This window comes from Bacillus sp. A260, from assembly GCF_009861435.1.
GTDB classification, from domain to species: Bacteria; Bacillota; Bacilli; order Bacillales; family Bacillaceae_G; genus Bacillus_A; species Bacillus_A cereus.
This window is the reverse complement of the sequence record NZ_CP046398.1, coordinates 2642348-2666895: the sequence shown is the minus strand read 5'-3', so window position 1 is coordinate 2666895 and position 24548 is coordinate 2642348. Positions and strand designations below refer to the sequence as shown.

Below are 24548 nucleotides of genomic sequence, written 5' to 3'. Positions count from 1 at the left end.
GAGAGCAAGAGATATGGTTGAGAAGAATAATAAGCTCGGCTTTGTTGTGGCGGGCTTATTGCTAGGTATTTTAATGGCATCGATGGATAATACCATTGTCGTAACGGCGATGGGAACAATCGTTGGTGACTTAGGAGGCCTCGAAAACTTTGTATGGATCGTTTCTGCCTATATGGTCGCAGAAATGGCAGGCATGCCGATTTTCGGTAAGCTATCAGATATGTATGGTAGAAAGAGATTCTTTATTTTCGGTTTAATTGTCTTTATGATTGGTTCGGCACTTTGTGGTACTGCTGAAAATATTACACAGTTAGGTATTTATCGTGCCATTCAAGGTATTGGCGGCGGGGCATTAGTGCCAATCGCGTTTACTATCGTTTTTGATATTTTCCCACCTGAAAAACGCGGGAAAATGGGTGGTTTATTCGGAGCGGTATTTGGATTATCTAGTATTTTCGGGCCATTACTTGGCGCATATATTACCGATTACATTAGCTGGCACTGGGTATTTTATATTAACTTACCACTTGGCATTTTAGCACTTATTTTTATTACATTCTTTTATAAAGAATCACGCGTTCATAGAAAGCAAAAAATTGATTGGTTTGGCGCAATTACTTTAGTTGGTGCAGTAATTTGTTTAATGTTTGCTTTAGAACTAGGTGGACAAAAATATGATTGGGATTCTAGCTTTATTTTAAGCTTATTTGGTGGATTCGCCATTTTAATCATCGCATTCATTTTTATTGAACGAAAAGTAGAAGAACCAATTATTTCATTTGAGATGTTTAAGCAGCGCTTATTCGGAATGAGTACAATTATTGCTTTATGTTACGGTGCTGCATTTATGTCAGCAACTGTGTACATTCCGTTATTTATTCAAGGTGTATACGGTGGTACCGCAACAAACTCAGGATTATTACTTTTACCGATGATGTTAGGATCAGTCGTAACAGCGCAGTTAGGCGGATTTTTAACAACTAAACTTAGCTACCGAAACATTATGATTATTTCTGCGGTTATTATGCTAATTGGACTATTCTTATTAAGCACGTTAACACCAGAAACAAGTCGTGCATTATTAACAGTTTATATGATTATTATCGGATTTGGAGTCGGTTTCTCATTCTCTGTACTAAGTATGGCAGCTATTCACAACTTCGGTATGGAACAGCGCGGGTCTGCGACTTCAACGAGTAACTTCATTCGTTCGTTAGGAATGACACTAGGCATTACAATCTTCGGAATGATCCAAAGAACAGGTTTCCAAGATCAATTAGAAGAAGCATTTAAAGGGATGAGCGGGGGAATGAATACAAACGCTTTAGGGGATTCAAGAGCTATTCTATCAGAATCGGCAAGATCTCAAATCCCTCCGCAAATATTAGATAAGATTATTGACGCTCTTTCTAGTTCAATTGTTCAAACATTCATGTGGGCATTGGTACCAGCTGGATTAGCATTCATATTCATTTTCTTTATGGGAAATGAGCGCATGGTAATTAAGAAACAACAAACGAATAAAAAGAGTGAAACATCAAAAGCGTAATGAAAAAGCTCCTTTCTAATTGGAAAGGAGCTTTTTCGTATGTACGGTGTTAGATTAGCCTTCGATAATTTCGTATTCTTCGTCTGCAAGTAATAAAATTTGCGTTTTCTTGCCTTTGTTTTGAACTTCGATTACATCGTATGCGCCTAAGTCTCTTACTTTGCTTTGAGAAGCGTTAACCATAACTTCAATAGAATCAATTAAGATATCTTCTTCAATATATGATTCAGGCAATGCCATATCTTCAGTATCTAATACACACGCATATAGATTTTGTAAATTTTCAGCAGTTGGGTTTTGTTCCTCAACATCAATGATGTTTTTTACTGCTTCCATATTTTCCTCTTTTGCTTGGTATACTTTAATTTTAGCCATTGTTTTAATCTCCTTTATAACGTAATCGTAGAGGCTACACCTTATTATAACGTTTTTTTCATGAAAGATGAAATTGTTATATGTATTTATAGTAAAAATTATGTTTCCTTACTCAAAAATGGTGTGATTTCCATATAAATGTACGAGTAGGTAACGATATTGCTACGTTAACGTTATATTGTCCAAGCTTTTCTTATTTTCTTCTCATATATATGTAGTAGCAATTCTATATAGAGAAGGGATGGAGTGTAAGTGGGGTGTGAACCGAAACGTGATTGTGGGTGTTGCCAAAATAGTATATGTGAGTTTTTACAGAGTCTAGAACCGTATACAAAAGTTGAAAGTATCATAATAGCAGGAAACGAAATTGCTGTATCTTATTTTCTTTCATTTAATAAGAAAACAGGTATCGTATCATTCGTACAAGAAGACAATGAGGTTATATTTGTCGATTGTTCAAAGATTGATGCAATTCGAATAGGGAAAGTATGTAGTTGCAAAACAAAAGTTAAATATATTGAAGAGGACTTTAGCTTGCTAGGAAATGTTTGCCCGCATTGTTTAACAGAGGGGAGTACAATCTTTTTCGATTTTAACAATCCTGAATTAAATGTGTCTTTCCAAGCAACAACAATTAATCCACCTAGATGTACTGAATTTACAGATGATCTCGGGAATGTAGTAAAGCAAATTACTATAGTAGGTGAGGCGAAAGTTTCTAGAGAGTTTGTTCAAGTACCTGAACTGGTAGGTTTTCGATTACTTTTATCACATCCAGCTGGAGACCCTTTAAACTACGGATTATTATTTATTAATTTTCCTGATACGATTTTTATTTTTATATTGGCATCAAGCGGATACCTTTCCATTTCGAACTGTTTAAAAATAGAGGGCGGAACTGGTGATGCCGAAATAGAAGAGGTGAAAAAAATGATAGAGGATGACGTTAACACGTACAAATCAGTTGTTAAATTGACTAAAGTATATAAGAACGGTGAGACGGAATCTTTTATTTATAAAAATGAGTTATAACACATGTATTTAAATGCACCCTCAAACTATTGTTGAGGGTTGTTACATAATTAATTATGTTGGTCCTTCAAACCGTTTGTTAACGGGTAAGAAATATATTTATTGTTGACTTATTTTATATGTTGATCATTTCATAGTTAGTAGATGTTATAATCATTTTATGTTTACTGATATTTTATAAATATTCGAAGTTTTAATTTAATAGTCAATTGCTTTTATGATGAACAGGTGGGTATGTATATGAATACGAATTATGGAGCGCTCATGAAAATGTTAAGAGTAGTTGATTCTAAAGAAGGCGGGAATGTAAATGATATATGAAGCGAATATACATACAAGAAAAAAACTAATTTCTATGTTTGAGGATTTCAATAACGTTGTTTTACTTTCTTATTTACAAGGGCATATGGGTACTGCTTGGGTAAATGATCTTGAAAATCCAAAAGTAGCACAAGTTACGGTAGGGATTTTTACATTTTACGCTGGAGACCCAAATACGAAAGAAACAGAAGAGTTATTACGTAATATTCCAGAAAGAATTTTAGTTATCGTAAATAGTGAAGAGTGGAAACAACGCTTAGAAACATTCCATGAAAGAAAAATAGATAAGTTTTTACGTTATAAATTCAAACGAAATCCAGAAGTTTTTAATCGTTCAAAATTAAAATCTTTTATATCAGCACTTCCAAAAGAATATGAGTTAAGAAGAATAGACGAGCATATCGCAAATAGCCCTACATTACATAAGATATCTGAAGATTTCACAAGTCAATTTCATTCGGTAGAAGATTATATAAACCGTGGTATAGGTTATAGCATTTTATATAACGGAGAAGTTGTATGCGGTGCATCCTCGTATAGTATTTATAATGATGGGATTGAAATTGAAGTTGCGACTGATCACAATCATAGAAGAGAGGGCTTGGCAACTGTAGTAAGTGCAGCTCTTATATTGGATTGCTTAGAAAATGGAAAGTATCCAAACTGGGACGCAGCGAATACTACATCTGCTAAACTAGCAGAAAAGTTAGGATATGAATTTGATAAGGCATATGATACTTATTTTGTGGATAATAGATGAGTGAAGGAGTTACATACTAAAAAATAAATGCGCCCTAGTACGTAAGTCTAGGGCGCATTTATTAGTTGGTAAATATCTTCATAACAATCATATCATATTTTATCTTTTGAATGTTTGGAATTAAAGATATTTATGTGACTTTTTGAAAAAATAAAAGAGCAGCTAGCAAAAGCCAACTGCTCCTCTCCAAGGGGGAATGGAGAAATACAATCATATTATCTATAGTATTGACGGAACATAGAGTTTTAATCAAAGCCCGATTGGTGAGAGATTTGATTAAAACTCCCACTGATTAAAGTTTCACTTTATTACATTTACAATTTAAATAGTAGAACGTGTTTATCGTAGTTCTCCAAACACCAATTATATTTTTTTAGAATAATTGGATGGACTGCTTCTGTCGTAGTATCGACTTCAGTATATCCATATTTCTTATAAAAGTTTTCTAATTCCTCAAAAGGAAGACAATATACATTTTGTATTTGTGATTTTTTCGCAGTTTCTACTAAAAATGAAACAAGCTCACCAGCTAATTGAAGCCCTCTAAATTGAGGCAGAATAAAAATCCCGCCCATTTCTAAAGTATCTTCATCTATTTGGACTAATCGGCCAACACCTGCATACTCGTTGTTATATGTAATAATTGCAACTTTATCTCTCTTTAAATCACTTCGTACAAATCCTATTGAGTCATATTGACTATTAATCCATTTTAAATCGTTAGATGTGGCCAATTGAATACTCATATATATCCTCCTTCGGAATACTAGCGCTCTCTTCATTATATAGAACATAACATACTATATCAAAGGAACCTTGAGGTAGCCCATTTGTTTAAGTTATTAGTTAAAAGTGTGGGGTTGCTGGCATTGAAATGATGGCTTCATCAAACATAGGATAATAATCTTGTGAATTTAGTGTTACATAGTCAAAATAAAAATTAATTCATGTGTTCGGTAATGCACGATGGTTTAAGTGTAGAGAAGAACATAGGGGTATTTTAATTAGTAGCTACTGTATTCATTGAAGTTATTAAGGAAATGTCGTAATCCCTAGCCTTAGTGATACAAATCATATTAGGGTTTAGTAAAAAAACTCTTCCTGAAAAAGAGGGGGATTAAAGATAAGAGCACTTCGAAAAGTGCCCTTCAGTAAACGACTACTTATTCTAAAAAGAAAGGATGCAATATATTATATGAAGTTTAGTGTATTTAAGTATGGGTCTTTTATATAAAAGTTTTATTTTGTTCCGAATAAAAAGGCGGTTGTTTCCGCAACCACCTTTCAGTAAAACAAAGCACTTTTTATGAAATAAATTATGGATGGTCCCTAAAAAAGGTATAGGATATACCCACATTTTTATAACTAAAGTGACGAACTCAGGTTATAAGGAAGGAACAATTATATTGTATGAAATCTATTCTAGAGTAGTCACAAAGAAAGTTGTCTTCTTATTAGAAGGCAGCTTTTTTTATTAGAAAAAGAAGTAGAAGATTAAGTTACTTGTCCAAACAAATTTAAAAAAAATACATAAAATGCTATTAGTTAGTCAATATTTTAATATTGCTAATTTTTAAGACTAAAAGGGGTGATTTTATGTGTGAATGTGAAGTTTGTAGACGAAAGAAAAATCGGGATCCATTAAACCGGGAGTTTGAGCCGAAAAAACGAGTTCATGAGCCAAAAAAAGAGGATTGTGAGCCAAAAAAAGAAGATTGTGAGCCGAAAAAAGAGGATTGCGAGCCAAAAAAAGAAGATTGCGAATCATTAAATGATTATTCGTTTAGTAAAAATGCAAATTTTTTAGAGGCAGCTATACAAACAGATGAAATCGATCAAATTTCTGAGGAATATATTGAAATAGTTGATTCAGCAGATGTACAAGTTACTACTACAGATACAAAAGCTGCGCTATCTATCCAAGCGGCATTACAAGCAGCTATCGTAGTTGTAGTAAGTATTTCTATAGCAGATAGTGAAAAGGCAGATAAAATAACACAAGAATTATTTCAAAAATCAGCTATTAAACAAATTAATAGACAAAAAACATTTATTAAAAATTCTAGAAACGTAACCGTAACAACTACTGATACAGATATTGCAGTGAATATTCAAATTCTCCTTCAAATTTTATTAGCTTTATTAGTTAAACTAAACATTTTATAAAGTGTCTATCCTATTGATATTTAGCTATAAGTTTTCACTCTAAGTAAATGTTTTTTGTTGTAATACGTGGTACAAGCTTGGACTTTTTATTATGACTGAATTAATATTCAAGATTAATGGTAAAGCAAGTGTGGAAAACTACAAATAAAGATAAAATACATGATTTAACAGTAATGAAACTTATATTTATGTGAAGTGAAGGAAAGCTGTCTTCTTATTAGAAGTCAGCTTTTGATTTTATTAGCAAAAAGAAGTGAAAATAGAAGATTAAGTTACTTGTCCAAGCAATTTTTATTTCATTACATATAATGCTCGTAGATATTTAAAATTTTATAGAAAATTGATTGGAGTGAATATTGTAAATGGATGATTTAAACAAATTTTCTTCCTTTAAGTTTGATAAGGATCAAAAGAATATAATTATAGACCTTTTACTCTCAGATATTTTTAATAGGCATGGGATAAATGAAGAAAAATTAAAAAATTTATCACCAGAAAAAAAGCAGCAAATTAAAAGTATTGTTTCTGAAATACAATCACAAGTTAATAATTATTTAGATTGAAAGGGGGTGAACGCATGGACAAAACATGTCATTCAGATGAAAATAAAAAGTGGAGTGCATTAGATTCCTCAAATCCTCATCCATCTTTTAAAAATGCTAGCGTTTCAGAAGCAGCTGCGCAAGAAAGTAAAACGTATCAAATTTCTGAAGAATCTATTACAATTGTAGATTCAGCAGATGTAGAAGTTACTACTACAGATACAAAAGCTGCTTTATCTATTCAAGCAGCATTACAAGCAGCTATCGTGGTTATAATAAGTATTTCTATAGCAGATAGTGAAAAAGCTGACCGTGTAGCACAAGAATTGTTTCAAAAATCATCTATTAAACAAATTAATAAACAAGAAACTGTTATTAGAAATTCTAGAAATGTTACAGTTACGACTACGGATACAGACATAGCAGTAAATGTTCAAATTCTTCTCCAAATTTTATTAGCTTTACTAGTAAAATTAAATATTTTATAAAATGTTTAACTTGTTTTTATCTAGTGATTCTTACAGGTGAATATTCACTGTTTTAATTATAGTACAGGCTATAAATATTTATCATAACTGGACTAATATTCAACATCACCAAAGTATGAATGTAAACAAACAATTTGATGGAAAATAAAGTTTGGTTATTTTATGAAAATGTAAAAGCCATTTCCTTTATTGGATTTGGCTTTTCAATTTTAAACAGTATGAATTTGAAAAGATTATATTAAGATAAAGAATTAAAATATAATGATACAAAATACTTATAAAATTATTCGTGTTTTAGAAAAATAATAAGAAAAAGGTGTTTAAAATAGAATCATTTTCATTAACAGTTCAAGTTTTGAAGAATAGTGCATACAATATAAAGTGTTTTCCTTTCTTCATTTAAGTTTTACGTATATAATTTAAAAGTACTATTTTTATTTTATTATTTTATATTTATAACAGAATAGAGGTTTAAAAATGGGTGTTAAAATCATTACGGATAGTGCGGCGGATTTACCAGTAGAATTGCTGCAAGCATATGATATTGATTTAATTCCACTCCGTGTATATGATGAAGCAGAAACAGAGTATTTAGATGGAGTAACATTAGAGTCAGTTACATTATTGCAAAAAATGAGAGAAGGCGCTGTTTATAGAACGTCATTGCCTTCACTTGAAACGTTCCAAGAAAAATTTGTTTCTTATGCAAAAGAAGGTAATCCTTGTATATATTTAGCTTTTTCATCTGAACTGTCTGGTACATATCAATCATCAGTTGTCATTAAAGAGGAAGTAAAAGAAACATATGCTAACTTAGATTTAGAAATTATTGATACGAAATGTGCTTCGCTTGGTCAAGGTCTTGTCGTTTTAGAAGCTGCTAAAATGGCAAAAGACGGCGCACCAAAAGAAGATATTTTAAAGCGTGTTGATTTTCTAATGAGCCATATGGAACATATCTTCACTGTAGCTGACTTACAGTACTTAGTGAGAGGTGGACGTTTAAGTAAAGTCGCAGGATTTATCGGTGGTTTACTAAACATTAAACCGATCTTAAACGTGGAAGAAGGAAAACTTGTACCACTTGAAAAGGTACGAGGGAAAAAGAAAGTATTAAGCCGTATTGTTGATATTATGGAAGAACGTGGTAAAGACCTTAAAGGTCAAACAATCGGTATGACTCACGGTGACGATTTAGAAACAGCGGAAGCATTAAAATCATTAATTACGGAAAGATTTGGCTGTGAAGTATTTATCGTAAATACAATTGGTGCAGCAATCGGTGCACATACAGGACCTGGCGTTATAACGTTATTTTTCTTAAATGAAGTAGAGTAAAGGATTGATCTTTTGATCAATCCTTTTTTATTTTTTAATCTGTGATAATCGGTCGATATGGTATTGATGAAGATAAAATCTTTGAAGTTTTCCTATATCAAATGCAATCTTGTAGAGGGATTATTTTTTATATGTGTAATGATACTTAATGGTAGAAGAAAAGAGTATAAATAAGAATATATTTATAGGAATTTAAATATTTGAAGATATCAAAATTTTTCCATTTCATATATAATTGTGTGTGGAGAAATATCTGTAACTATTTGTAAAAATAGGAGGTGGCTATAAAAATGCAAGAAAGTGCTAGATGGGATTTAAATCGCTTGTATTTGAATGAGGATATTCTATTTCCGATTTTGGAGTTGAAAGAGCAATATTTTGTAACAAAAGATGTAGAGATTCTTTCAAAGCTTATACAAGCTATTGAAAAAGCAGAATACTATTTGTACTGTCTATCGGTTGAAGAAAGTGTTCCATCTGACCTTACTAAATTGACCGTGAAAGTGAAGGAACTAAAAAGTGAATTACAGCAAGTAATAAAACATAATGAAGTGGAAACTTCAGATAATACTAAGTTAATAAAAGATGAACTTAATGCGTGGGAAAATATGTACATACAATTACGGGATAGGATAGAAATAGAGCACAATAATAAACTATTATCCTTTGGACAAGCAAATACTATTGCAATGAATAGTGATAATGAAAAGGAAAGATTAGAAGTATTCGATTCATTAACATGTGCTTTACATAAGGAAAAAGAAATCTTTGCTACTGTATTAAATCAAGTAGGGAGATTGCGTAATGCAAAGAGTAATGAAATAGAAGATAGAGAGATTTTAACACAATCTTTTCATGCGAATGGCATTTCAGAAACTGTATTATTCCAAATGTGGAATGTGACAGAAGAAAACCTTGATAAATTAGTAAGTGCTTTAAACGTGTATAAGAAAGGGAAAGCTTCGATTACATGGCATGAACTTATGACAGTAAAGGAAAGTAACGAGGTCATGATTCCTTTTTCAGTAGCAGTACAAAACGTTTATGATGCATGTAAGAATATTGATCAAGAATTAGCAGAATTTGCACGTAATGCGATAGAAAGTGGATGGATAGATGCTGAACCGAGAGAGAATAAACCACCAGGTGGGTTTTGTGCTCCATTTTTCAGTGAGAAAGAATCGAGAATCTCCATGCGTTATGATGGGAGTATAGATAGTGTAAGAGTGCTCGCTCATGAATTAGGACATCCTTGGCATTTTTATAATATGAGTTTTGAACAATCTACATCTTTTTTAGATGATTATTTGCCGATGAGTACGGCTGAATCAGCATCTATTTTCTTTGAAACGGTACTCTTAAATTATCTAATTGAAACAACGGATAGTAAAGATATGAAAAAGTCATTACTTAGCTGGAAAATAAGAAATAGTTTTAATTATGTAATGGCAATACGAGCATCGTATCAGTTTGAAAAAACATTTTATGAAAAATGTAAAGAGGGTCCTTTAAGTGCTGATGAAATTGAGAAATTATCTATAATTGCACAAAAAGAAGCTTATGGAAATGCTTTAAGTGAATACCAGCCGTTTGTATGGATGAAATATATTCAATTTTATATAGCAGATGTTCCTTTTTACAATTATCCATACACGTTTGGATATTTAGTAAGTTTTAGCTTATTAGAAATAGCTCAAGAAGGTAAAAGTACTTTTCATTTGAAATATAAAGAGTTCTTACGAGAAACAGGAAAGGCTCCAGTAGAGGAGCTTATGAAAAAACATTTTGAAATAGATATAAGAAATTATGAATTTTGGAATAAAGCTTTTATTCAAATTTCTAAAGACATTGATGAATATTTGCAGCTTATGTAAGGGGAGAGTACAGTGGATCAGCAATTTATAAAAGGTATACCTTTTTCAACTTTAGAATATGCAAAAGCTATAAGTTTATTAAAAGGTTGGCTACATGAACAACAAGAGAAACCAAGGTTTGTAGTAACTGCAAATCCTGAAATTGTTATGTCTGCAAAGGAAAATACGGAAAAATCAAAGGAGTTTAAAAAGATGTTACTATCTGCGGATTTAATAACAGCGGATGGGATTGGTGTCATAATTGGCTCGAAAATATTAAAAGGAACTTTGAAAGAACGTGTTACTGGGGCGGATTTAACTCACGATTTAATAAAATATTGTAACGACAATGAATATCGTGTCTTTCTTTTTGGAGCTGTGCCAGAAAGTAATAAAAAGGCAATAGAAAAATTAAATGAGCAGTTCCCAGGAGCACAGTTTAAAGGACAGCATGGCTTTGTAAATGGTGAAGAAATAGAAGAAATAAAAATGAAAATTAAGCAATTCAAGCCGCATTTATTACTTGTAGGACTAGGTTCACCAAAACAAGAAGAGTTCATTTATGAAAACATACAAACATTAAACGTTCCGCTATCTATTGGTATCGGAGGAATGATTGATATAATATCTGGTACTGTAAAAAGAGCACCGAAAATAATGAGGGATACTGGAACTGAATGGCTGTATAGGTTACTCTCACAGCCGAAAAGATTAAAGAGACAACTTGTACTTCCGAAATTTTTATTGTCGGTTATGTCAGAGAGGATTAAAGGGATTAATTAATAAAGGGGACTACATACATGAACAGAATCGGCATTATCGGAGCAATGCAAATTGAAATAGATTTACTTTTAGAAAAGCTAGTAATACAAGAAGAACAGACAATAGCGGGAATGCCATTTTATATTGGAGAATTCATGGGAACAGAAGTAATTATTGCACGTTCTGGTGTAGGGAAAGTAAATGCAGCTGCATGTGCGCAAACATTAATTCATAAATTTAATGTAGACTCTATCATCAATACGGGCGTTGCTGGTGGATTACATCCAGATGTAAAAGTTGGTGATGTAGTTATTTCAACTAATGTTACCCATCATGATGTAAGTAAAAATCAAATGAAAAAATTATTCCCGTTTCAAGAGGAGTTTATTGCAAGTAAGGAATTGATAGAGTTAGCACGTAAAGCATGTAACAGTAATAGTTCAAATATTCAAGCTCACGAAGGAAGAATTGTAAGTGGTGAATGTTTTGTTGAAGATTCAAAGTTAAAGGCAAAATTAATAGACGAATACGCACCTCATTGTACAGAAATGGAAGGTGCAGCAATTGGACATGTTGCCTACATAAATGATATACCGTTTCTTGTTATACGATGTATTTCTGACAGTGCAGATGATGAAGCTCAAGTTTCTTATGATGATTTCGCGAAAACTGCTGCAAATTATTGCTCGGAAATTATTATTGAGATTCTTAAAAATATATCTGGTAAAACTATAGTCCAAAAGGAGAGATAAGAATGTTACAAGCATTAATTTTTGATATGGATGGAACATTATTTCAAACAGATAAAATTTTAGAATTATCGTTAGATGATACTTTTGATCACTTAAGATCACTTCAATTATGGGATACGGTAACACCGATTGAAAAATACCGTGAAATTATGGGTGTGCCGCTACCGAAAGTTTGGGAAGCTTTATTACCGGAACATTCTATTGAAATAAGAGAACAAACAGATGCATATTTTTTAGATAGACTAATTGAAAACATAAAAAGCGGAAAAGGCGCTTTATATCCAAATGTAAAAGAAATATTTACATATATAAAAGAAAATAATTGTTCAATTTACATTGCTAGTAATGGTTTGAAAGAATATTTACGAGCAATCGTAACTTATTATGCTTTAGACAAGTGGGTGACTGAAACGTTTAGTATCGAACAAATACAATCGCTAAATAAAGGTGACTTAGTTAAAAGTATTATGAACAAATATGATATAAAAGAGGCAGCCGTAGTTGGTGACCGGCTATCTGATATAAATGCAGCGAAAGACAACGGTTTACTGGCAATTGGATGCAATTTTGATTTTGCGCAAGAAGATGAACTTGCTCAGGCTGATATAGTAATAGATGATTTAATAGATTTAAAGCGGATACTGCCTGCTGTACAGAGATAAATAAAGTGTGTGCATTTTTTTCGAGTCCTATATGTCTTATTTTATGGAGGGGAATATGCTTAAAAATAATTTTAAAATTAGTAATATTCCTGCGGTTTTGTGGGGAGATAAGAGTGAAAAAATTTTTATTGCAGTACATGGAAATATGTCAAATAAGGAAGATGTAGTTATTCAAATATTAGCTGAAGAAGCCGATCGAAAAGGTTATCAAGTATTAAGCTTTGATTTACCTGAGCATGGAGAAAGAAAGAATGATAACACTCCTTGTAAAGTACAGTTTTGTGTTAATGAATTATCTATAATTATGAACTACGCAAAAGAACATTGGAAAGAAATAAACGTGTTTGCATGTAGTATGGGAGCATATTTTAGCCTTTTAGCTTTTCAAAATGATGTGATAGAAAAGGCATTATTTTTATCACCAGTAGTTAATATGGAACGAATTATAGAAAATATGATGAAATGGTTTAATGTAACACCGGAGCTTTTACAAAAAGAAATGACTATAGAGACACCTATTGGTCAAAAGTTATATTGGGATTATTTATGCTATGTAAAAGAGCATCCTATTAGTACATGGAATACAGATACATATATTATGTACGGAGCTAAGGATGAACTGTGCGAATTTGAAACTATTAACTATTTTACAAAAAAACATTGTTGTGAATTAGAAGTTATGGAGACGGGTGAACATTACCTTCATACTGAAGAACAGTTAAAAATATTTGAACAGTGGTTACACAAACATATTGATTAACAAATTACAATTTATCTTGAACCTGTTAGAGAAGAATGGGGAATATATAAACTGATAGTATATTTGAGAGAAAATATAAATGTGAATGTATACACTTAAACAAACAGATGCTTTAGTTAAATAAGAATTAAACAACTATATTATCGATTTATATCTAAAGTGAAGAATACACATACTACGAATTGAATAAGATAACAATCATAAAAATGCTCAGAATCAAAAATTCTAGAGCATTTTTATGTATTTTCATAGTAAGGGGAGATTTACTTGAAAGATATACATATTCAACAAATTGAAGATTTAATGATATACGAACACGATTATCTTGTTCAGGAAAGCAAAGACGAAGGATTTTATTTCCTAATAAAACTAATAAGTGAATATGAAAATAAAATAAACACGTTTAATAAAACTGGTGAATGCTTATATGGGATTTTTCAAGGGGAAAAGTTAATTGGAATAGGAGGGTTAAATGAGGATCCATATACAATAAACAATAAGATTGGTAGGATAAGGAGATTTTATATTGCAAAAAAATACCGAAGGAAAGGATTAGGGAGGTTATTATTAGCGAGAATTATAAACGATGCGAAAAAACATTTTAATATTGTTGTTTTAAATACAGATACAGTACAGGGTGACAAATTTTATACTTCGAGTGGATTTCTGAAAGGGACAAAATATATGGGAGTGAGCCATTATTTGAACTTATATAAAAGGATATAGTGAATTATTGTTTACTTCTCCAACAGAACTTTTGTTCTGTTTCGTGTAGATTGATGTTATAATTTATAAGAATCTAATATTAGAATGGAGAATTGGATGATGGGAGAAAATAAAATTATTAATGATTTCAATGAATATTCAATTTGGATAAATACATTGAAAGGTATGAAAGAGGAATTGTGGGTGGCACCAATATCAGAGGGGAAATGGACTATTGGCGAAATAATATCTCATATTATGAACTGGGATGACTATCTATTACGTGAGACATTATCATCAGTGAGAGATGGGAAGGGAATGGAGTTCCCTGATTTTGATACATATAATAAACTAGCATCTAGTTATGCCAAATCCGGTATATCTAAGATGAAACTTCTTGAAGAAGCAAAAGCTAAAAGAGAGTTACTCGTAAAAGAACTTAGATTACTATCTGCTGGAAATCTAAAGAAACCTTTAACGGCCAATGGAGTATCACATTGTCCTCATACCGGAACGCCATATTCTCTTATATATATTATTAAAGAATTTGTAGATCATGATAACCATCATAAAAGACAGGTTATTCATTTTTTAAATGAAAATCAAATTGTTAATTGATAAAGAAAGATCCCGCAAATCATATTTGTGGGATCTTTCTTACATTATAACTTAACCTTCATGTGTTTCAATAATAATCCTGGTTTACCTTTTACATAATAAAAATGCGGATTATTTTCATCATCATAAAGCATAATATAAGGCTTTTCTTTTAGTGGGAGTAGTATAAGTATTTCGTCTATTGTAGTGTGTAACCATTGATTAGTAATAGAAACCGGCTTAGATAAAGGGATTTTTATCATATAGCCATCTTTTGGAACGACATTTAAGTTTTTAAATGGACCAGTAATTGATTTAGCGTATTGAACTGCTTCTTTTTGGATTACTGGATCTAAAGATTGCTTTTGAATGACCATTTCTTTTTGACAATCAAATACTTCAATTTGTTGATTTGTATTTGCGAACGCATTTGTTGATAATAGAAATAGAAGAAGAGAAATGACCCCGATTTTTTTTATCATAGTACAACACCTCACCATTACTATCCCCTCAAAAGCTTTAAATATTTTTCTGTCACATTCATGTAACAAAGATGTTGTATGATACAATTGGTTTTTGTTTAAAAGCAATGGAGGAAAAAATATGAAAGTTTTAATTGCAGATGACGAACAAGATATGTTAAGGATTTTAAAAGCTTATTTTGAAAAAGAAGGCTTTGAAGTATTATTAGCGAAAGACGGAGAGGAAGCACTTCAAATATTTTATGATGAAAAAATTGATTTAGCTATTTTGGATTGGATGATGCCGAAACATAGTGGTATTACTGTCTGTCAGGAAATAAAAAAGAATTCAAGCGTAAAAGTATTAATGCTTACGGCGAAAAGTGAAAGTGAAGATGAATTAGCAGCGCTTCAAAGTGGGGCAGATGAGTACGTAAAAAAACCATTTCATCCAGGAGTACTAATTACGCGAGCGAAAAAACTTATTCAGCATGATGATATTATTCAAGTACAAGATGTAAAGATAAATTTTGCCAAAAATAAAGTATATAAAAATGATATAGAGTTAGAAATTACAAAAACAGAGCTCGAATTAATAAAATGCTTTTTAAATCATAAAGGAACTATTTTAACTCGTAAAAAATTGTTAGACATTGTATGGGGATTTGACTATTTTGGAGAAGAGAGAACGGTTGATACACATGTAAGAAGGCTGCGTAAAAAAATTGGAGAAAATATTATTAAGACGCATCGTGGGCTGGGTTATAGTTTGGAGGAACAAAGTGAATAAACTTGGGAAAAAGCTATTTCTCAGCATTTCTTTAACCGTTATTCTTATATTTACAATTTCTTTATTATTAATTAACTTTCTCCTGCCGAAATATAATATTTATAAAACACGTGAAAACTTAAATGAATTTACAACTCAAATACAAAATGCGCCAGTCAATGATTTAGAAGATGTTATTCATACAATTGAAAGTGAAAATAACGTTACAATTGTGTATACGCCAATTAATCAGTCAGAAGATGCTATGAACGACGCGTTACGCATGCAACTTACGAAAAAGAAAGTAACGTTAAATAAGCTTTGGATTACGAAAGACGAAGTTATGAAAGTGAAGACGGAAGGGCAATCGAATAAACTGTACGATCAAGGAAAGGTAAAAGCGAGTTTTTTTGCTAAATATATTGCGAAAGATGATACGATAATTTTAATTGGGACTTCCATTGCGAATTCAAATGAAATTATAAATACGTTAAATACATTTTACTTATATATCCTATGTTTCTCGCTCCTTCTTATTATTTTACTTGTGTGGATACTTTCAAAAATAATAACGACACCACTGAAAGAGTTAAGTGATGTGGCTCAGGATATTTCACATTTGCAGTTTAAAAGAACGAAAGTGAAAACGAATGATGAAATAGGAGAGTTGGCCAATAGTATTAATATCATGAGTGAAAAACTACATGAAGCACATCAAGACTTAACTGATCGTAATGAACATTTAAAACGATTTATGGGTGATGTAACGCATGAATTAAAGACACCGATCGCATTAGTAAAAGCATACTCTATGGGGATTAAAGATGGATTAGATGATGGGACTTATGTAGATACAATTATTAAACAAACAGATCAAATATCAAACTTAATTGAAGAACTATTACGATTTTCTAAACTAGAAAGAGATATTTTACAAAAAGAAGAATTCCCCATTGAACCACTGGTTCAGAGTATATTAGATAAGCATCAGATTGAACTGGATTCGAAAGAAATTAACTTGCAAGTAAATTGTAATGCGGGCAATACAATCGTTTATGCAGATTTAAATAAAATGAGAATGGTGTTTCAAAATTTAATTTCTAATGCGATAAAATATACAGCAAATCAAAACATAATAATTACATTAGAAGATAGAAATAAAAGTATATATTTCCAAATAAAAAATGGCATTCCTACGGATAAAATTAAGGATATCGAGAAAATTTGGGAGCCTTTTTATGTACTAGAATCTTCTCGTAGTAAAGAAAAATCAGGTACAGGATTAGGTTTAGCGATAGTGAAAAGTATTTTAGAAAGGCATGGTTTTGAATATGGAGTTTCCTCTATAGATGGAGAAATTCAATTTTATATAAATGTGAAAAAGGACTAATGAAAATATTAGTCCTTTTTGCAGCTTTAGAGATTAGCGATATAGGATGAATCACCATAATTTTCAAAATTGATGTATTAAATGGAGAATTAGCAAATGTTCTACTTTCATTAAATTCACGTGAAGTTCACAGGAAAACGTTATATTTACATAGTTATATTTGAATTTAATGAAGTGAGGTATTCAGATTTGAAAAGAAAGAAATTAGTAATTGGTAGCATTTTAATGGGTATGACGTTATCTTTATCTGCATGTGGTTCATCAGATAATATTGTAACGACAAAATCAGGAAGCATTTCAGAAAGTGATTTTAACAAAAAATTAAAAGAAAACTACGGTAAACAGAATTTATCTGAAATGGTAGTAGAGAAAGTATTAAATGATAAATATAAAGTTACGGATGAAGAGGTAACGAAACAAATAAAAGAATTAAAAGACAAGATGGGCGATAATTTTAATACATATATGGAATCCAATGGTGTGAAAAATGAAGCTCAGTTGAAAGAGAAATTAAAGCTTACTTTTGCTTTTGAAAAAGCTATTAAAGCAACCGTAACGGAAAAAGATATTAAAGATCATTATAAGCCAAAGCTTCAAGTTAGCCATATTTTAGTAAAAGATGAAAAGACAGCAAAAGAAATTAAAGAAAAATTAAATAGTGGCGAAGATTTCGCGGCATTGGCTAAACAATATTCAGAGGATCCAGGTTCTAAAGAAAAAGGTGGGGAACTATCTGAATTTGGACCTGGTATGATGGTGAAAGAATTTGAGGATGCTGCGTATAAGTTAGAAGTTGGTCAATTGAGTGAACCTGTTAAATCCTCTTTCGGATATCATATTATTAAGCTAACGGATAAAAAAGAGCTTAAACCGTATGAGGAAGAGAAAGATAATATTCGTAAAGAATTAGAACAGCAACGTATACAAGATCCTCAATTCCATCAACAAGTTACTAGAGAACTGCTTAAAAATGCAGATATAAAGGTATCGGATAAAGACTTGAAAGATACCTTTAAAGAGTTAGAAAAATAATAAATGGAATGTAAGGCAAGCGATAGAAATATCGGTTGTCTTTTTCTCTATTTATCCCGCTATTTGCCGGGCAGTAAGACCCCACCTCAAAATTCAGCGAAAGCAAAGAAGTGGCCCTGCTGATCGTAAACGCCCAATTGGTGAGGGCTGATTAAAGTTTCACGTTATAAAGAAGGAGGAAGTGGGAAAATAATTTCACACCTCCATTAAATTTTACTTAATAAGAAATCTTTGAGTTTCTCAACTTTTATATAAAAATAAAACTGAATTTTCAGTTATTTTGTTATATAGTAAAAGAGAACGAATAAGGGGAGGGAATATTTTGAGTAAAAAGAAAATGGCAATTACACTGTCAGCAATGCTATCTGCAACAATTATACCTAGCTTTACTATGGATGTGCATGCAGAGAAGAAGGAAGAGACTAAAAATACGAAAATTGAATTAGAAAATGGGATGACAAAACCGATTTATTCTCTCGATGAAGCTATTATCGAAAATTTATATGTAGAGACAGAAGTTGATAGTGATCGAGACGGTAAGAAAGACAGAGTATCGATAAAAGTTATGCGTCCAAAGACAGATCCGAATGTGAAAGTTCCTGTTATTTATGAAATGAGTCCATATCGATCTGGATTAAAAGATGTTCCTGTATATAATGTAGATGAAGAATTGTATGCGTATGAAGGAAAACCGTATGGAGCGATTAATCTTGGTTCGTATGGGAACTATTACGTGCCAAGAGGTTATGCAGTTATTTTAGGCGAAAGTATCGGTACTGGAAAATCAGATGGATGCCCTACAACTGGAGATGAACAAGAGATACTTGGGACAAAATCTGTTATTGATTGGGTAAACGGTCGCGCGAAAGCATTTACAGAACAGGGTGAGGAAGTTCAGGCAAATTGGTCTACAGGCAATGTAGGTATGACTGGAGTTTCTTATAATGGTACATTACCAAATGCTGTTGCGACTACTGGAGTTGAAGGTTTAAAAACAATTATTCCAATCGCAGCAATTAGTAGTTGGTATGATTATTATCGTGCAAATGGTGCAGTCATTGCTCCAGGCGGATATCAAGGAGAAGATACAGATAATATGGCAGAAGCAGTACTGACAAGGGAAAACCCTGAAGTTTGCGGACAAGTTATAAAAGAGTTAACGGCTGGACAAGACCGAAAAACAGGTAATTATAATGATTTTTGGGATAAACGTAACTATGTAAAAGATGCTAAAAATGTAAAAGCGAGTGTATTTGTTGTTCATGGTTTAAACGATTGGAATGTTAAAACGAAACAGTTCGCGCAATGGTGGGAAGCACTTGGAGAAAATAATGTTCCGCGTAAAATGTGGCTACACCAAGGTGGTCATGGTGGGACATCAAGTAATAACTGGCAGCAAACACAAAATAAATGGTTAGATTATTGGTTGTACGGAATTGAAAATGGAATTATGGATGAACCAATGGTTGATGTGCAAAGAGAAAATAAAACGTGGCAAAAGATAAAAAATTGGCCAGATCCAGCAGCTGTACCTTCAAAAATCCGTATGTATTTAAGCAATAAATCAGTCAATTTGCCACTAAGTATGGGATCGGCTAATAAAGTTTTCTCATTCTTAGATGATGCACAAATAAAATCAAACCAATTAGTAGCAAATCCAGAATTAGAAGTAGCAAATCGATTAGTATATACAATGCCTGTACTGCAAAAAGATACGCGTATAAGTGGTACACCAAAGATTTCAATTACAGGAAATATTGATCGATCTGTATCAAATTTAACAGCGTTACTTGTTGACTATGGAGGAGCGAAGCCGGAAATCGTAACGAGAGGCTGGATGGATCCACAAAACGTAAAGAGTATAGAAAATTCAACAGCGATTCAAGCGGGCAAAGATTATACATTTACATGGGATATGCAGCCAGATGATTATGTATTTAAAGTGGGGCATCAAATCGGAGTTGTTTTAATTGCAAGTGATTATGATTATACAATTAGACCGAAAGCTGGCACGAAACTTACAGTGAAATTAAGTGAAGTGACATTGCCGATTGTGAAATAAATATTTTTTCTAAAGAGCTTACTAAAGTAAGCTCTTTAATTTGTAGTCTGAATTTTTAATTTTTATATTTCAAATTGGAAGGGTATGTAATACAATATCATTATATTCTATGGAAAGTGAGTGATATATTATGATAGTCAGCTCTTTCGAAATCTCATTAAAATTAGAGGTACAGGAAGATTAGTTGAATTGAAATCTTCCGTACGTAAAAACGGAGGAGAAAATAAATGTTTAGTTTTTATAGTACACTTTGTACGGAACTGTATGATTACACAAAACCAGTCGGTTATTCTTTAAATGGTGATATTGAGTATTACAAAGAACGTTTAAAAGATTGTAGAGGAAGAATCCTCGAAGCCGCAGTAGGTTCAGGGCGTGTCATCATTCCGCTTCTAGAGGCTGGTTTTAAAGTGGATGGGATAGATTATTCACCTGAAATGCTAGATTCTTGCCGTAAGCGCTGTAAAGAGAGAGGCTTACATCCTAATTTATATGAAGGAAGCTTGCAACAATTTTCACTTCCGCATAAATATGAAGCAATTATCATTCCTACTGGATCTTTTTGTTTAATTGAAAATCGTTTGGATTCTATAAATGCATTAATATGTTTTTATGAACATCTTAATCCAGGTGGACGATTAATCGTGGATATTATGCTCCCGCATAAATGGAAGACTGGGGAAATTCATACATCGACTTTCTCTTTGCCAAGCGGAGACGGAATCACATTAGAAAATAAATCAATTGAAATAGATTGGCTGAACCAAGTTACTGTATCATATTTGAAATATGAAAAGTGGAGTAAAGGACAGTTAGTACAAACAGAATTACAACGCTTTGCGCTGCGCTGGTATGGAATAGAAGAGTTTATACTTCTTTTAGAAAGTATAGGTTTCTCAAACATTACTTGCTCTGCTGAATATGTTTATGAAAAAGAACCGTCAAATGCAAATCAAATGATTACTTTTGAAGCTGTGCGAAAAGAATAGAACTAAAACTATGAATAAAAAATAAGGCAATCGTTTTAAAATCGGCTGTCTTATTTTTTATTTTATGTAATGGTTTATAGAGAAAGATTGGAGGGAAATAAATGAAACTTATATTAATATTTGGCCCACAAGCAGTTGGGAAAATGACAGTGGGGCAAGAATTAGCAACATTAACTGGTTTAAAACTTTTTCATAACCACATGACAATTGATTTAGTAAGTCCAATTTTTGATTACAGTACGAAAGAAGCAAAAAGACTAGTAAGTTTATTTCGTAATGAAATATTTGAAGAAGTATCTAAAAGTGATTTATCTGGAATGATTTTTACGTATATATGGGCATTTGACCTCCAAGAGGATTGGGATTATATACATCATGTAGAAAATATTTTTGAATCAAAAGGTGGGACAGTGTATTTTGTAGAGCTGGAAGCGGAATTAGATGAAAGATTAGAACGAAATAAAAGCCCGAATAGATTAGAACATAAACCGAAAAAAAGAGATATTGAGTGGTCTGAAAATAATTTGAAAGAAACGATGAAAATGCATAGATTAAACTCTCTTCATGGTGAAATTGAAAAAGAAGAGTATATAAAAATTAATAACACGTATTTGAGTGCAAAAGAAGTAGCGGAAATGATTAAAGAGAAGTTTCAATTGTAAAATTCCCGAAGTCTATTTCGTTTCTATTGTCCAAGCATTCTCTTACTAATTACATATACTATTTATGTTAAAATCGGTCACTATTTTAGATGGTGCTATTTTAATATATATAACTATGCAGGGAAGGGGGAGAATAAATTTGGAAAACGTAGAACAAGATAGAATTGAAAATCAAGTGTATTCAAATCGTGTAGTAAGATCAGAATTTGATGCGAATTGGGAAACTTGTATATCAAAGAGTGGTTATGTAATTTATATAGCAACAAGTAATAATGCTGAAGTAATAGTGCTTCTTGCAGATGGTTCAAGTAAATTATTAATTTTCGAAAAAGGTGGTAAAGTAGTAGTAGGTGGCGGTGGAACAAGTCATTACAGTAAGCCACATATTGCAAGAAATATTTAAGGTAAAACATGTTAATTGAGAAGAAGCTGGAAGACGGTTAGTCATTCATATTTAGAGAATGACTAACCGTTTTTAAATGTAGTTTTTGAAGAATTATATAACCAATATAAAAAGCATTTCCTATTTCGGGAAATGCTTTTTATATGTTATAGTATAATAGTGTTTTAAAACAATGTTATTTTAATATATTTCAAATTTTGTTATGTATTATTTTTATATTAAATTAGCACCTAAAGTATTTTTTTATATAAGGAGTAGTAATTAGAGAAATGAAAAATATAGACTTTATACTAGAAAGTGATGAGGCATTAAAACCATCTGAACGATTAGTACTATTATTATTAGAGAAGCATAGAATGTTATATACGAACGATCTATTGGCATTATCAAATTTATCATATAAAACATTAACAGATGCATTAACGGCGCTAGTTTTAAAATCGTATGTGTTAAAGGAAACAGGTAAGGGAAGAAGACAGAATTGCTATAGATTAGTATGATAAGGCAGCTGTTTTAGAAACTTTTACATATGTTTTTTCAATTGTAAGGTGAAATTATATTTTTGTTTTCGAACGAAAAACTTACTATAAGAGGGGCTAAGATAGTAGCGTTTCATTTTTGTAAATATAATTATTTCATCATTGAAAATACAAAAATAAAATAAACCGCATAAAACAGAAATAAAAAACAATCCATTTTTAAAATGGATTGTTTTTTATTGGAATAATATTATTTGATATGTTGAAAGCATAAATAGCAGAATAAACATTACCTGTTTTAGTTCATGCAACTGAACAAATATGATGAAAACTATGTGTATAGTTTTTTGCTTGCTTTTTCAGTCACTCTAATGAAATCATGGTCTTCATTGTTTAAAGGCAGTATTTTTAACATTATTGCTATTCAGCATTAAGCACAAAAAAGTGATATATAATATTATTATGTAAACTTAAGGTTTTAAAAGGAAAATATAATAATGAATAGAACATGTAGAAGGAGATGCTTAAATATTTTGAAGAATGGGAGATTATTATGGAGCATTTACAATCAATAGCACAAGCTGTTATAAGTGGTAATAAGGAAAAAGTAGTGAAGTTTATAAAGGCGAGTCCAAGTATTGTTAACGAATGTAGTGAAGATGGATGGACACCACTTCATTTAGCAGCTTATTTTGGACAGAAAGAAATAGCGAGTTTTCTTTTAGAAAGTGGTGCAGATATACATAGTAGAGCGAAAAACGAAAATGAAAATACGCCTTTGCAAGCAGCAATTGCGAACAAGCAAAGTGAACATGTTGCTTTCTTAATTGAAAAAGGATTAGATGTAAATATTATGCAAAGTGGTGGCTGGACAGGACTTCACGAAGCGGCATTATTAGGAAATGAAGAAATAATTATGTTACTCCTTAAAAATGGAGCTAATAAGATGATAAAGAAAAATGATGGGAAAACAGCGTATGATATTGCATTAGAAAAAGGATATGATCATCTATTACATCATTTGAAACAGGAAGTGAACTTATGATGAATAAATGGAGTGTTGGTATATTTTTATTTAATGAAGTAGAAGTGTTAGACTTTGCAGGGCCATTTGAAGTTTTTTCTGTAACTGAGGTGAATGAGGAAAAACCATTTACTGTTTATACAGTTAGCGAGAATGGGGAAATGATTACAGCAAGGAACGGATTGAAGGTACAGCCAGATTATAGTATTGAAAATTTACCACCAGTGGATATTTTAATAATTCCGGGCGGGCTAGGTGCTAGAGAATATGAAATAAAAAATGAAATAGTAATAAAATGGATTCGCCAACAAATGAAAGAAGTAAAGCTGATGACTTCAGTTTGTACAGGAGCGCTATTACTGGCGAAAGCAGGTTTACTGGAAGGTTTAAAAGCAACAACACATTGGGCTAGTATTGAAAAGTTTAAAAATGAGTTTCAAAATGTTGAAGTTATAGAAAATGTAAAGTTTGTAGATGAAGGACATATTATAACATCTGCCGGAATTTCAGCTGGAATTAATATGGCATTTCATATTGTGAAAAACTTGTTAGGTGTGCATGTTGCGGAGGATACAGCGAAGCGAATGGAGTATGATATTAGTTTCCCAAATTAAA

The 24548-nt window shown here is 31.8% G+C and carries 27 protein-coding genes; 24 read left to right on the top strand and 3 right to left on the bottom strand.

Annotated elements, in window-relative coordinates:
• Positions 1-13 precede the first annotated feature (13 nt).
• Complete coding sequence (locus tag GD442_RS13490; protein ID WP_000229608.1) at positions 14-1549, top strand: MDR family MFS transporter; 1536 nt, start codon at positions 14-16, stop codon at positions 1547-1549.
• Between the two features lie 54 nt (positions 1550-1603).
• Here GD442_RS13490 and GD442_RS13485 read toward each other — a convergent pair whose 3' ends face one another.
• Entirely contained in the window at positions 1604-1924 is a 321-nt protein-coding gene (locus GD442_RS13485) for a hypothetical protein (RefSeq protein ID WP_001062733.1), read from the bottom strand.
• Positions 1925-2176: 252 nt separating this feature from the next.
• On the opposite strand from GD442_RS13485, the gene GD442_RS13480 reads away from it, so the two are divergent.
• Both GD442_RS13480 and GD442_RS13475 read left to right on the top strand, forming a co-directional pair.
• Positions 2177-2956, top strand: a complete 780-nt coding sequence (locus GD442_RS13480; RefSeq protein WP_000501709.1) for a BC_2878 family exosporium-associated protein — start codon at positions 2177-2179, stop codon at positions 2954-2956.
• A 310-nt stretch (positions 2957-3266) separates the two neighbouring features.
• Positions 3267-4037 (top strand): GNAT family N-acetyltransferase, encoded by a 771-nt coding sequence (locus GD442_RS13475; RefSeq protein ID WP_000638723.1) that lies wholly within the window; start codon positions 3267-3269, stop codon positions 4035-4037.
• 314 nt (positions 4038-4351) lie between these two features.
• Here the strand turns inward: GD442_RS13475 and GD442_RS13470 are convergent, their stop codons facing one another.
• Positions 4352-4783 (bottom strand): GNAT family N-acetyltransferase, encoded by a 432-nt coding sequence (locus GD442_RS13470; protein WP_000027166.1) that lies wholly within the window; start codon positions 4781-4783, stop codon positions 4352-4354.
• 850 nt (positions 4784-5633) lie between these two features.
• On the opposite strand from GD442_RS13470, the gene GD442_RS13465 reads away from it, so the two are divergent.
• The 11 genes from GD442_RS13465 (at position 5634) to GD442_RS13415 (ending at position 14683) form a co-directional block, all read left to right on the top strand.
• A complete protein-coding gene (locus GD442_RS13465; protein ID WP_000333025.1) occupies positions 5634-6203 on the top strand; it encodes a spore coat protein in 570 nt (189 codons plus the stop codon).
• A 362-nt stretch (positions 6204-6565) separates the two neighbouring features.
• Entirely contained in the window at positions 6566-6766 is a 201-nt protein-coding gene (locus GD442_RS13460) for a spore coat protein W (RefSeq protein WP_000342253.1), read from the top strand.
• A 14-nt stretch (positions 6767-6780) separates the two neighbouring features.
• A complete protein-coding gene (locus GD442_RS13455) occupies positions 6781-7233 on the top strand; it encodes a spore coat protein (protein WP_000361676.1) in 453 nt (150 codons plus the stop codon).
• 477 nt (positions 7234-7710) lie between these two features.
• Positions 7711-8571 (top strand): DegV family protein, encoded by an 861-nt coding sequence (locus tag GD442_RS13450; RefSeq protein ID WP_000538276.1) that lies wholly within the window; start codon positions 7711-7713, stop codon positions 8569-8571.
• 290 nt (positions 8572-8861) lie between these two features.
• Complete coding sequence (locus GD442_RS13445) at positions 8862-10445, top strand: M3 family metallopeptidase (RefSeq protein WP_159365106.1); 1584 nt, start codon at positions 8862-8864, stop codon at positions 10443-10445.
• A gap of 12 nt (positions 10446-10457) precedes the next feature.
• Positions 10458-11207 (top strand): WecB/TagA/CpsF family glycosyltransferase, encoded by a 750-nt coding sequence (locus tag GD442_RS13440; RefSeq protein ID WP_000372656.1) that lies wholly within the window; start codon positions 10458-10460, stop codon positions 11205-11207.
• A gap of 17 nt (positions 11208-11224) precedes the next feature.
• Entirely contained in the window at positions 11225-11938 is a 714-nt protein-coding gene (locus GD442_RS13435; RefSeq protein WP_001079719.1) for a 5'-methylthioadenosine/adenosylhomocysteine nucleosidase, read from the top strand.
• Between the two features lie 2 nt (positions 11939-11940).
• Positions 11941-12600: an HAD hydrolase-like protein gene (locus tag GD442_RS13430; RefSeq protein WP_000938422.1), complete on the top strand. Its 660-nt coding sequence runs from the start codon at positions 11941-11943 to the stop codon at positions 12598-12600.
• A gap of 55 nt (positions 12601-12655) precedes the next feature.
• On the top strand, positions 12656-13360 hold the full coding sequence (locus GD442_RS13425; protein ID WP_000916865.1) for an alpha/beta hydrolase: 705 nt from the start codon (positions 12656-12658) through the stop codon (positions 13358-13360).
• A gap of 267 nt (positions 13361-13627) precedes the next feature.
• Positions 13628-14086, top strand: a complete 459-nt coding sequence (locus GD442_RS13420) for a GNAT family N-acetyltransferase (RefSeq protein WP_000651656.1) — start codon at positions 13628-13630, stop codon at positions 14084-14086.
• Positions 14087-14185: 99 nt separating this feature from the next.
• Positions 14186-14683 (top strand): DinB family protein, encoded by a 498-nt coding sequence (locus GD442_RS13415; RefSeq protein ID WP_000504410.1) that lies wholly within the window; start codon positions 14186-14188, stop codon positions 14681-14683.
• Positions 14684-14727: 44 nt separating this feature from the next.
• Here GD442_RS13415 and GD442_RS13410 read toward each other — a convergent pair whose 3' ends face one another.
• A complete protein-coding gene (locus GD442_RS13410; protein ID WP_000591766.1) occupies positions 14728-15144 on the bottom strand; it encodes a hypothetical protein in 417 nt (138 codons plus the stop codon).
• A 121-nt stretch (positions 15145-15265) separates the two neighbouring features.
• Here GD442_RS13410 and GD442_RS13405 point away from each other — a divergent pair, with 121 nt between their 5' ends.
• From GD442_RS13405 to GD442_RS13360, 10 genes are all read left to right on the top strand, one after another.
• Complete coding sequence (locus GD442_RS13405; RefSeq protein WP_000865979.1) at positions 15266-15913, top strand: response regulator transcription factor; 648 nt, start codon at positions 15266-15268, stop codon at positions 15911-15913.
• On the top strand, positions 15906-17282 hold the full coding sequence (locus GD442_RS13400) for a sensor histidine kinase (protein WP_001037260.1): 1377 nt from the start codon (positions 15906-15908) through the stop codon (positions 17280-17282). Before GD442_RS13405 ends, GD442_RS13400 begins: the two co-directional genes overlap by 8 nt.
• Before the next feature lie 189 nt (positions 17283-17471).
• Positions 17472-18314, top strand: coding sequence for a peptidylprolyl isomerase PrsA (locus GD442_RS13395; protein ID WP_002164522.1), 843 nt, complete (start codon positions 17472-17474; stop codon positions 18312-18314).
• Positions 18315-18636: 322 nt separating this feature from the next.
• Entirely contained in the window at positions 18637-20376 is a 1740-nt protein-coding gene (locus GD442_RS13390; protein WP_000038293.1) for a Xaa-Pro dipeptidyl-peptidase, read from the top strand.
• A gap of 227 nt (positions 20377-20603) precedes the next feature.
• Positions 20604-21365, top strand: a complete 762-nt coding sequence (locus GD442_RS13385) for a class I SAM-dependent methyltransferase (protein ID WP_000490912.1) — start codon at positions 20604-20606, stop codon at positions 21363-21365.
• Between the two features lie 101 nt (positions 21366-21466).
• On the top strand, positions 21467-22027 hold the full coding sequence (locus tag GD442_RS13380; protein ID WP_000767065.1) for an AAA family ATPase: 561 nt from the start codon (positions 21467-21469) through the stop codon (positions 22025-22027).
• 139 nt (positions 22028-22166) lie between these two features.
• Positions 22167-22430, top strand: coding sequence for a hypothetical protein (locus GD442_RS13375; protein ID WP_000432421.1), 264 nt, complete (start codon positions 22167-22169; stop codon positions 22428-22430).
• Positions 22431-22699: 269 nt separating this feature from the next.
• Complete coding sequence (locus tag GD442_RS13370; RefSeq protein WP_000789029.1) at positions 22700-22930, top strand: hypothetical protein; 231 nt, start codon at positions 22700-22702, stop codon at positions 22928-22930.
• A gap of 532 nt (positions 22931-23462) precedes the next feature.
• Positions 23463-23954: an ankyrin repeat domain-containing protein gene (locus GD442_RS13365; protein WP_000400679.1), complete on the top strand. Its 492-nt coding sequence runs from the start codon at positions 23463-23465 to the stop codon at positions 23952-23954.
• Positions 23951-24547, top strand: coding sequence for a DJ-1/PfpI family protein (locus tag GD442_RS13360; protein ID WP_000981423.1), 597 nt, complete (start codon positions 23951-23953; stop codon positions 24545-24547). The genes GD442_RS13365 and GD442_RS13360 overlap by 4 nt, the downstream gene beginning before the upstream one ends.
• The last annotated feature ends 1 nt before the right edge of the window (position 24548 follow it).

Bases quoted from the DNA above. Each gene is read 5' to 3' on its own strand.
- GD442_RS13465 (WP_000333025.1), top strand. From the start codon at position 5,634: ATGTGTGAATGTGAAGTTTGTAGACGAAAGAAAAATCGGGATCCATTA.
- GD442_RS13360 (WP_000981423.1), top strand. From the start codon at position 23,951: ATGATGAATAAATGGAGTGTTGGTATATTTTTATTTAATGAAGTAGAA.
- GD442_RS13380 (WP_000767065.1), top strand. From the start codon at position 21,467: ATGAAACTTATATTAATATTTGGCCCACAAGCAGTTGGGAAAATGACA.
- GD442_RS13405 (WP_000865979.1), top strand. From the start codon at position 15,266: ATGAAAGTTTTAATTGCAGATGACGAACAAGATATGTTAAGGATTTTA.
- GD442_RS13450 (WP_000538276.1), top strand. From the start codon at position 7,711: ATGGGTGTTAAAATCATTACGGATAGTGCGGCGGATTTACCAGTAGAA.
- GD442_RS13430 (WP_000938422.1), top strand. From the start codon at position 11,941: ATGTTACAAGCATTAATTTTTGATATGGATGGAACATTATTTCAAACA.
- GD442_RS13370 (WP_000789029.1), top strand. From the start codon at position 22,700: ATGAAAAATATAGACTTTATACTAGAAAGTGATGAGGCATTAAAACCA.
- GD442_RS13385 (WP_000490912.1), top strand. From the start codon at position 20,604: ATGTTTAGTTTTTATAGTACACTTTGTACGGAACTGTATGATTACACA.
- GD442_RS13460 (WP_000342253.1), top strand. From the start codon at position 6,566: ATGGATGATTTAAACAAATTTTCTTCCTTTAAGTTTGATAAGGATCAA.
- GD442_RS13410 (WP_000591766.1), bottom strand. From the start codon at position 15,144: ATGATAAAAAAAATCGGGGTCATTTCTCTTCTTCTATTTCTATTATCA.
- GD442_RS13485 (WP_001062733.1), bottom strand. From the start codon at position 1,924: ATGGCTAAAATTAAAGTATACCAAGCAAAAGAGGAAAATATGGAAGCA.
- GD442_RS13455 (WP_000361676.1), top strand. From the start codon at position 6,781: ATGGACAAAACATGTCATTCAGATGAAAATAAAAAGTGGAGTGCATTA.
- GD442_RS13470 (WP_000027166.1), bottom strand. From the start codon at position 4,783: ATGAGTATTCAATTGGCCACATCTAACGATTTAAAATGGATTAATAGT.
- GD442_RS13365 (WP_000400679.1), top strand. From the start codon at position 23,463: ATGGAGCATTTACAATCAATAGCACAAGCTGTTATAAGTGGTAATAAG.
- GD442_RS13445 (WP_159365106.1), top strand. From the start codon at position 8,862: ATGCAAGAAAGTGCTAGATGGGATTTAAATCGCTTGTATTTGAATGAG.
- GD442_RS13475 (WP_000638723.1), top strand. From the start codon at position 3,267: ATGATATATGAAGCGAATATACATACAAGAAAAAAACTAATTTCTATG.
- GD442_RS13490 (WP_000229608.1), top strand. From the start codon at position 14: ATGGTTGAGAAGAATAATAAGCTCGGCTTTGTTGTGGCGGGCTTATTG.
- GD442_RS13415 (WP_000504410.1), top strand. From the start codon at position 14,186: ATGGGAGAAAATAAAATTATTAATGATTTCAATGAATATTCAATTTGG.
- GD442_RS13435 (WP_001079719.1), top strand. From the start codon at position 11,225: ATGAACAGAATCGGCATTATCGGAGCAATGCAAATTGAAATAGATTTA.
- GD442_RS13425 (WP_000916865.1), top strand. From the start codon at position 12,656: ATGCTTAAAAATAATTTTAAAATTAGTAATATTCCTGCGGTTTTGTGG.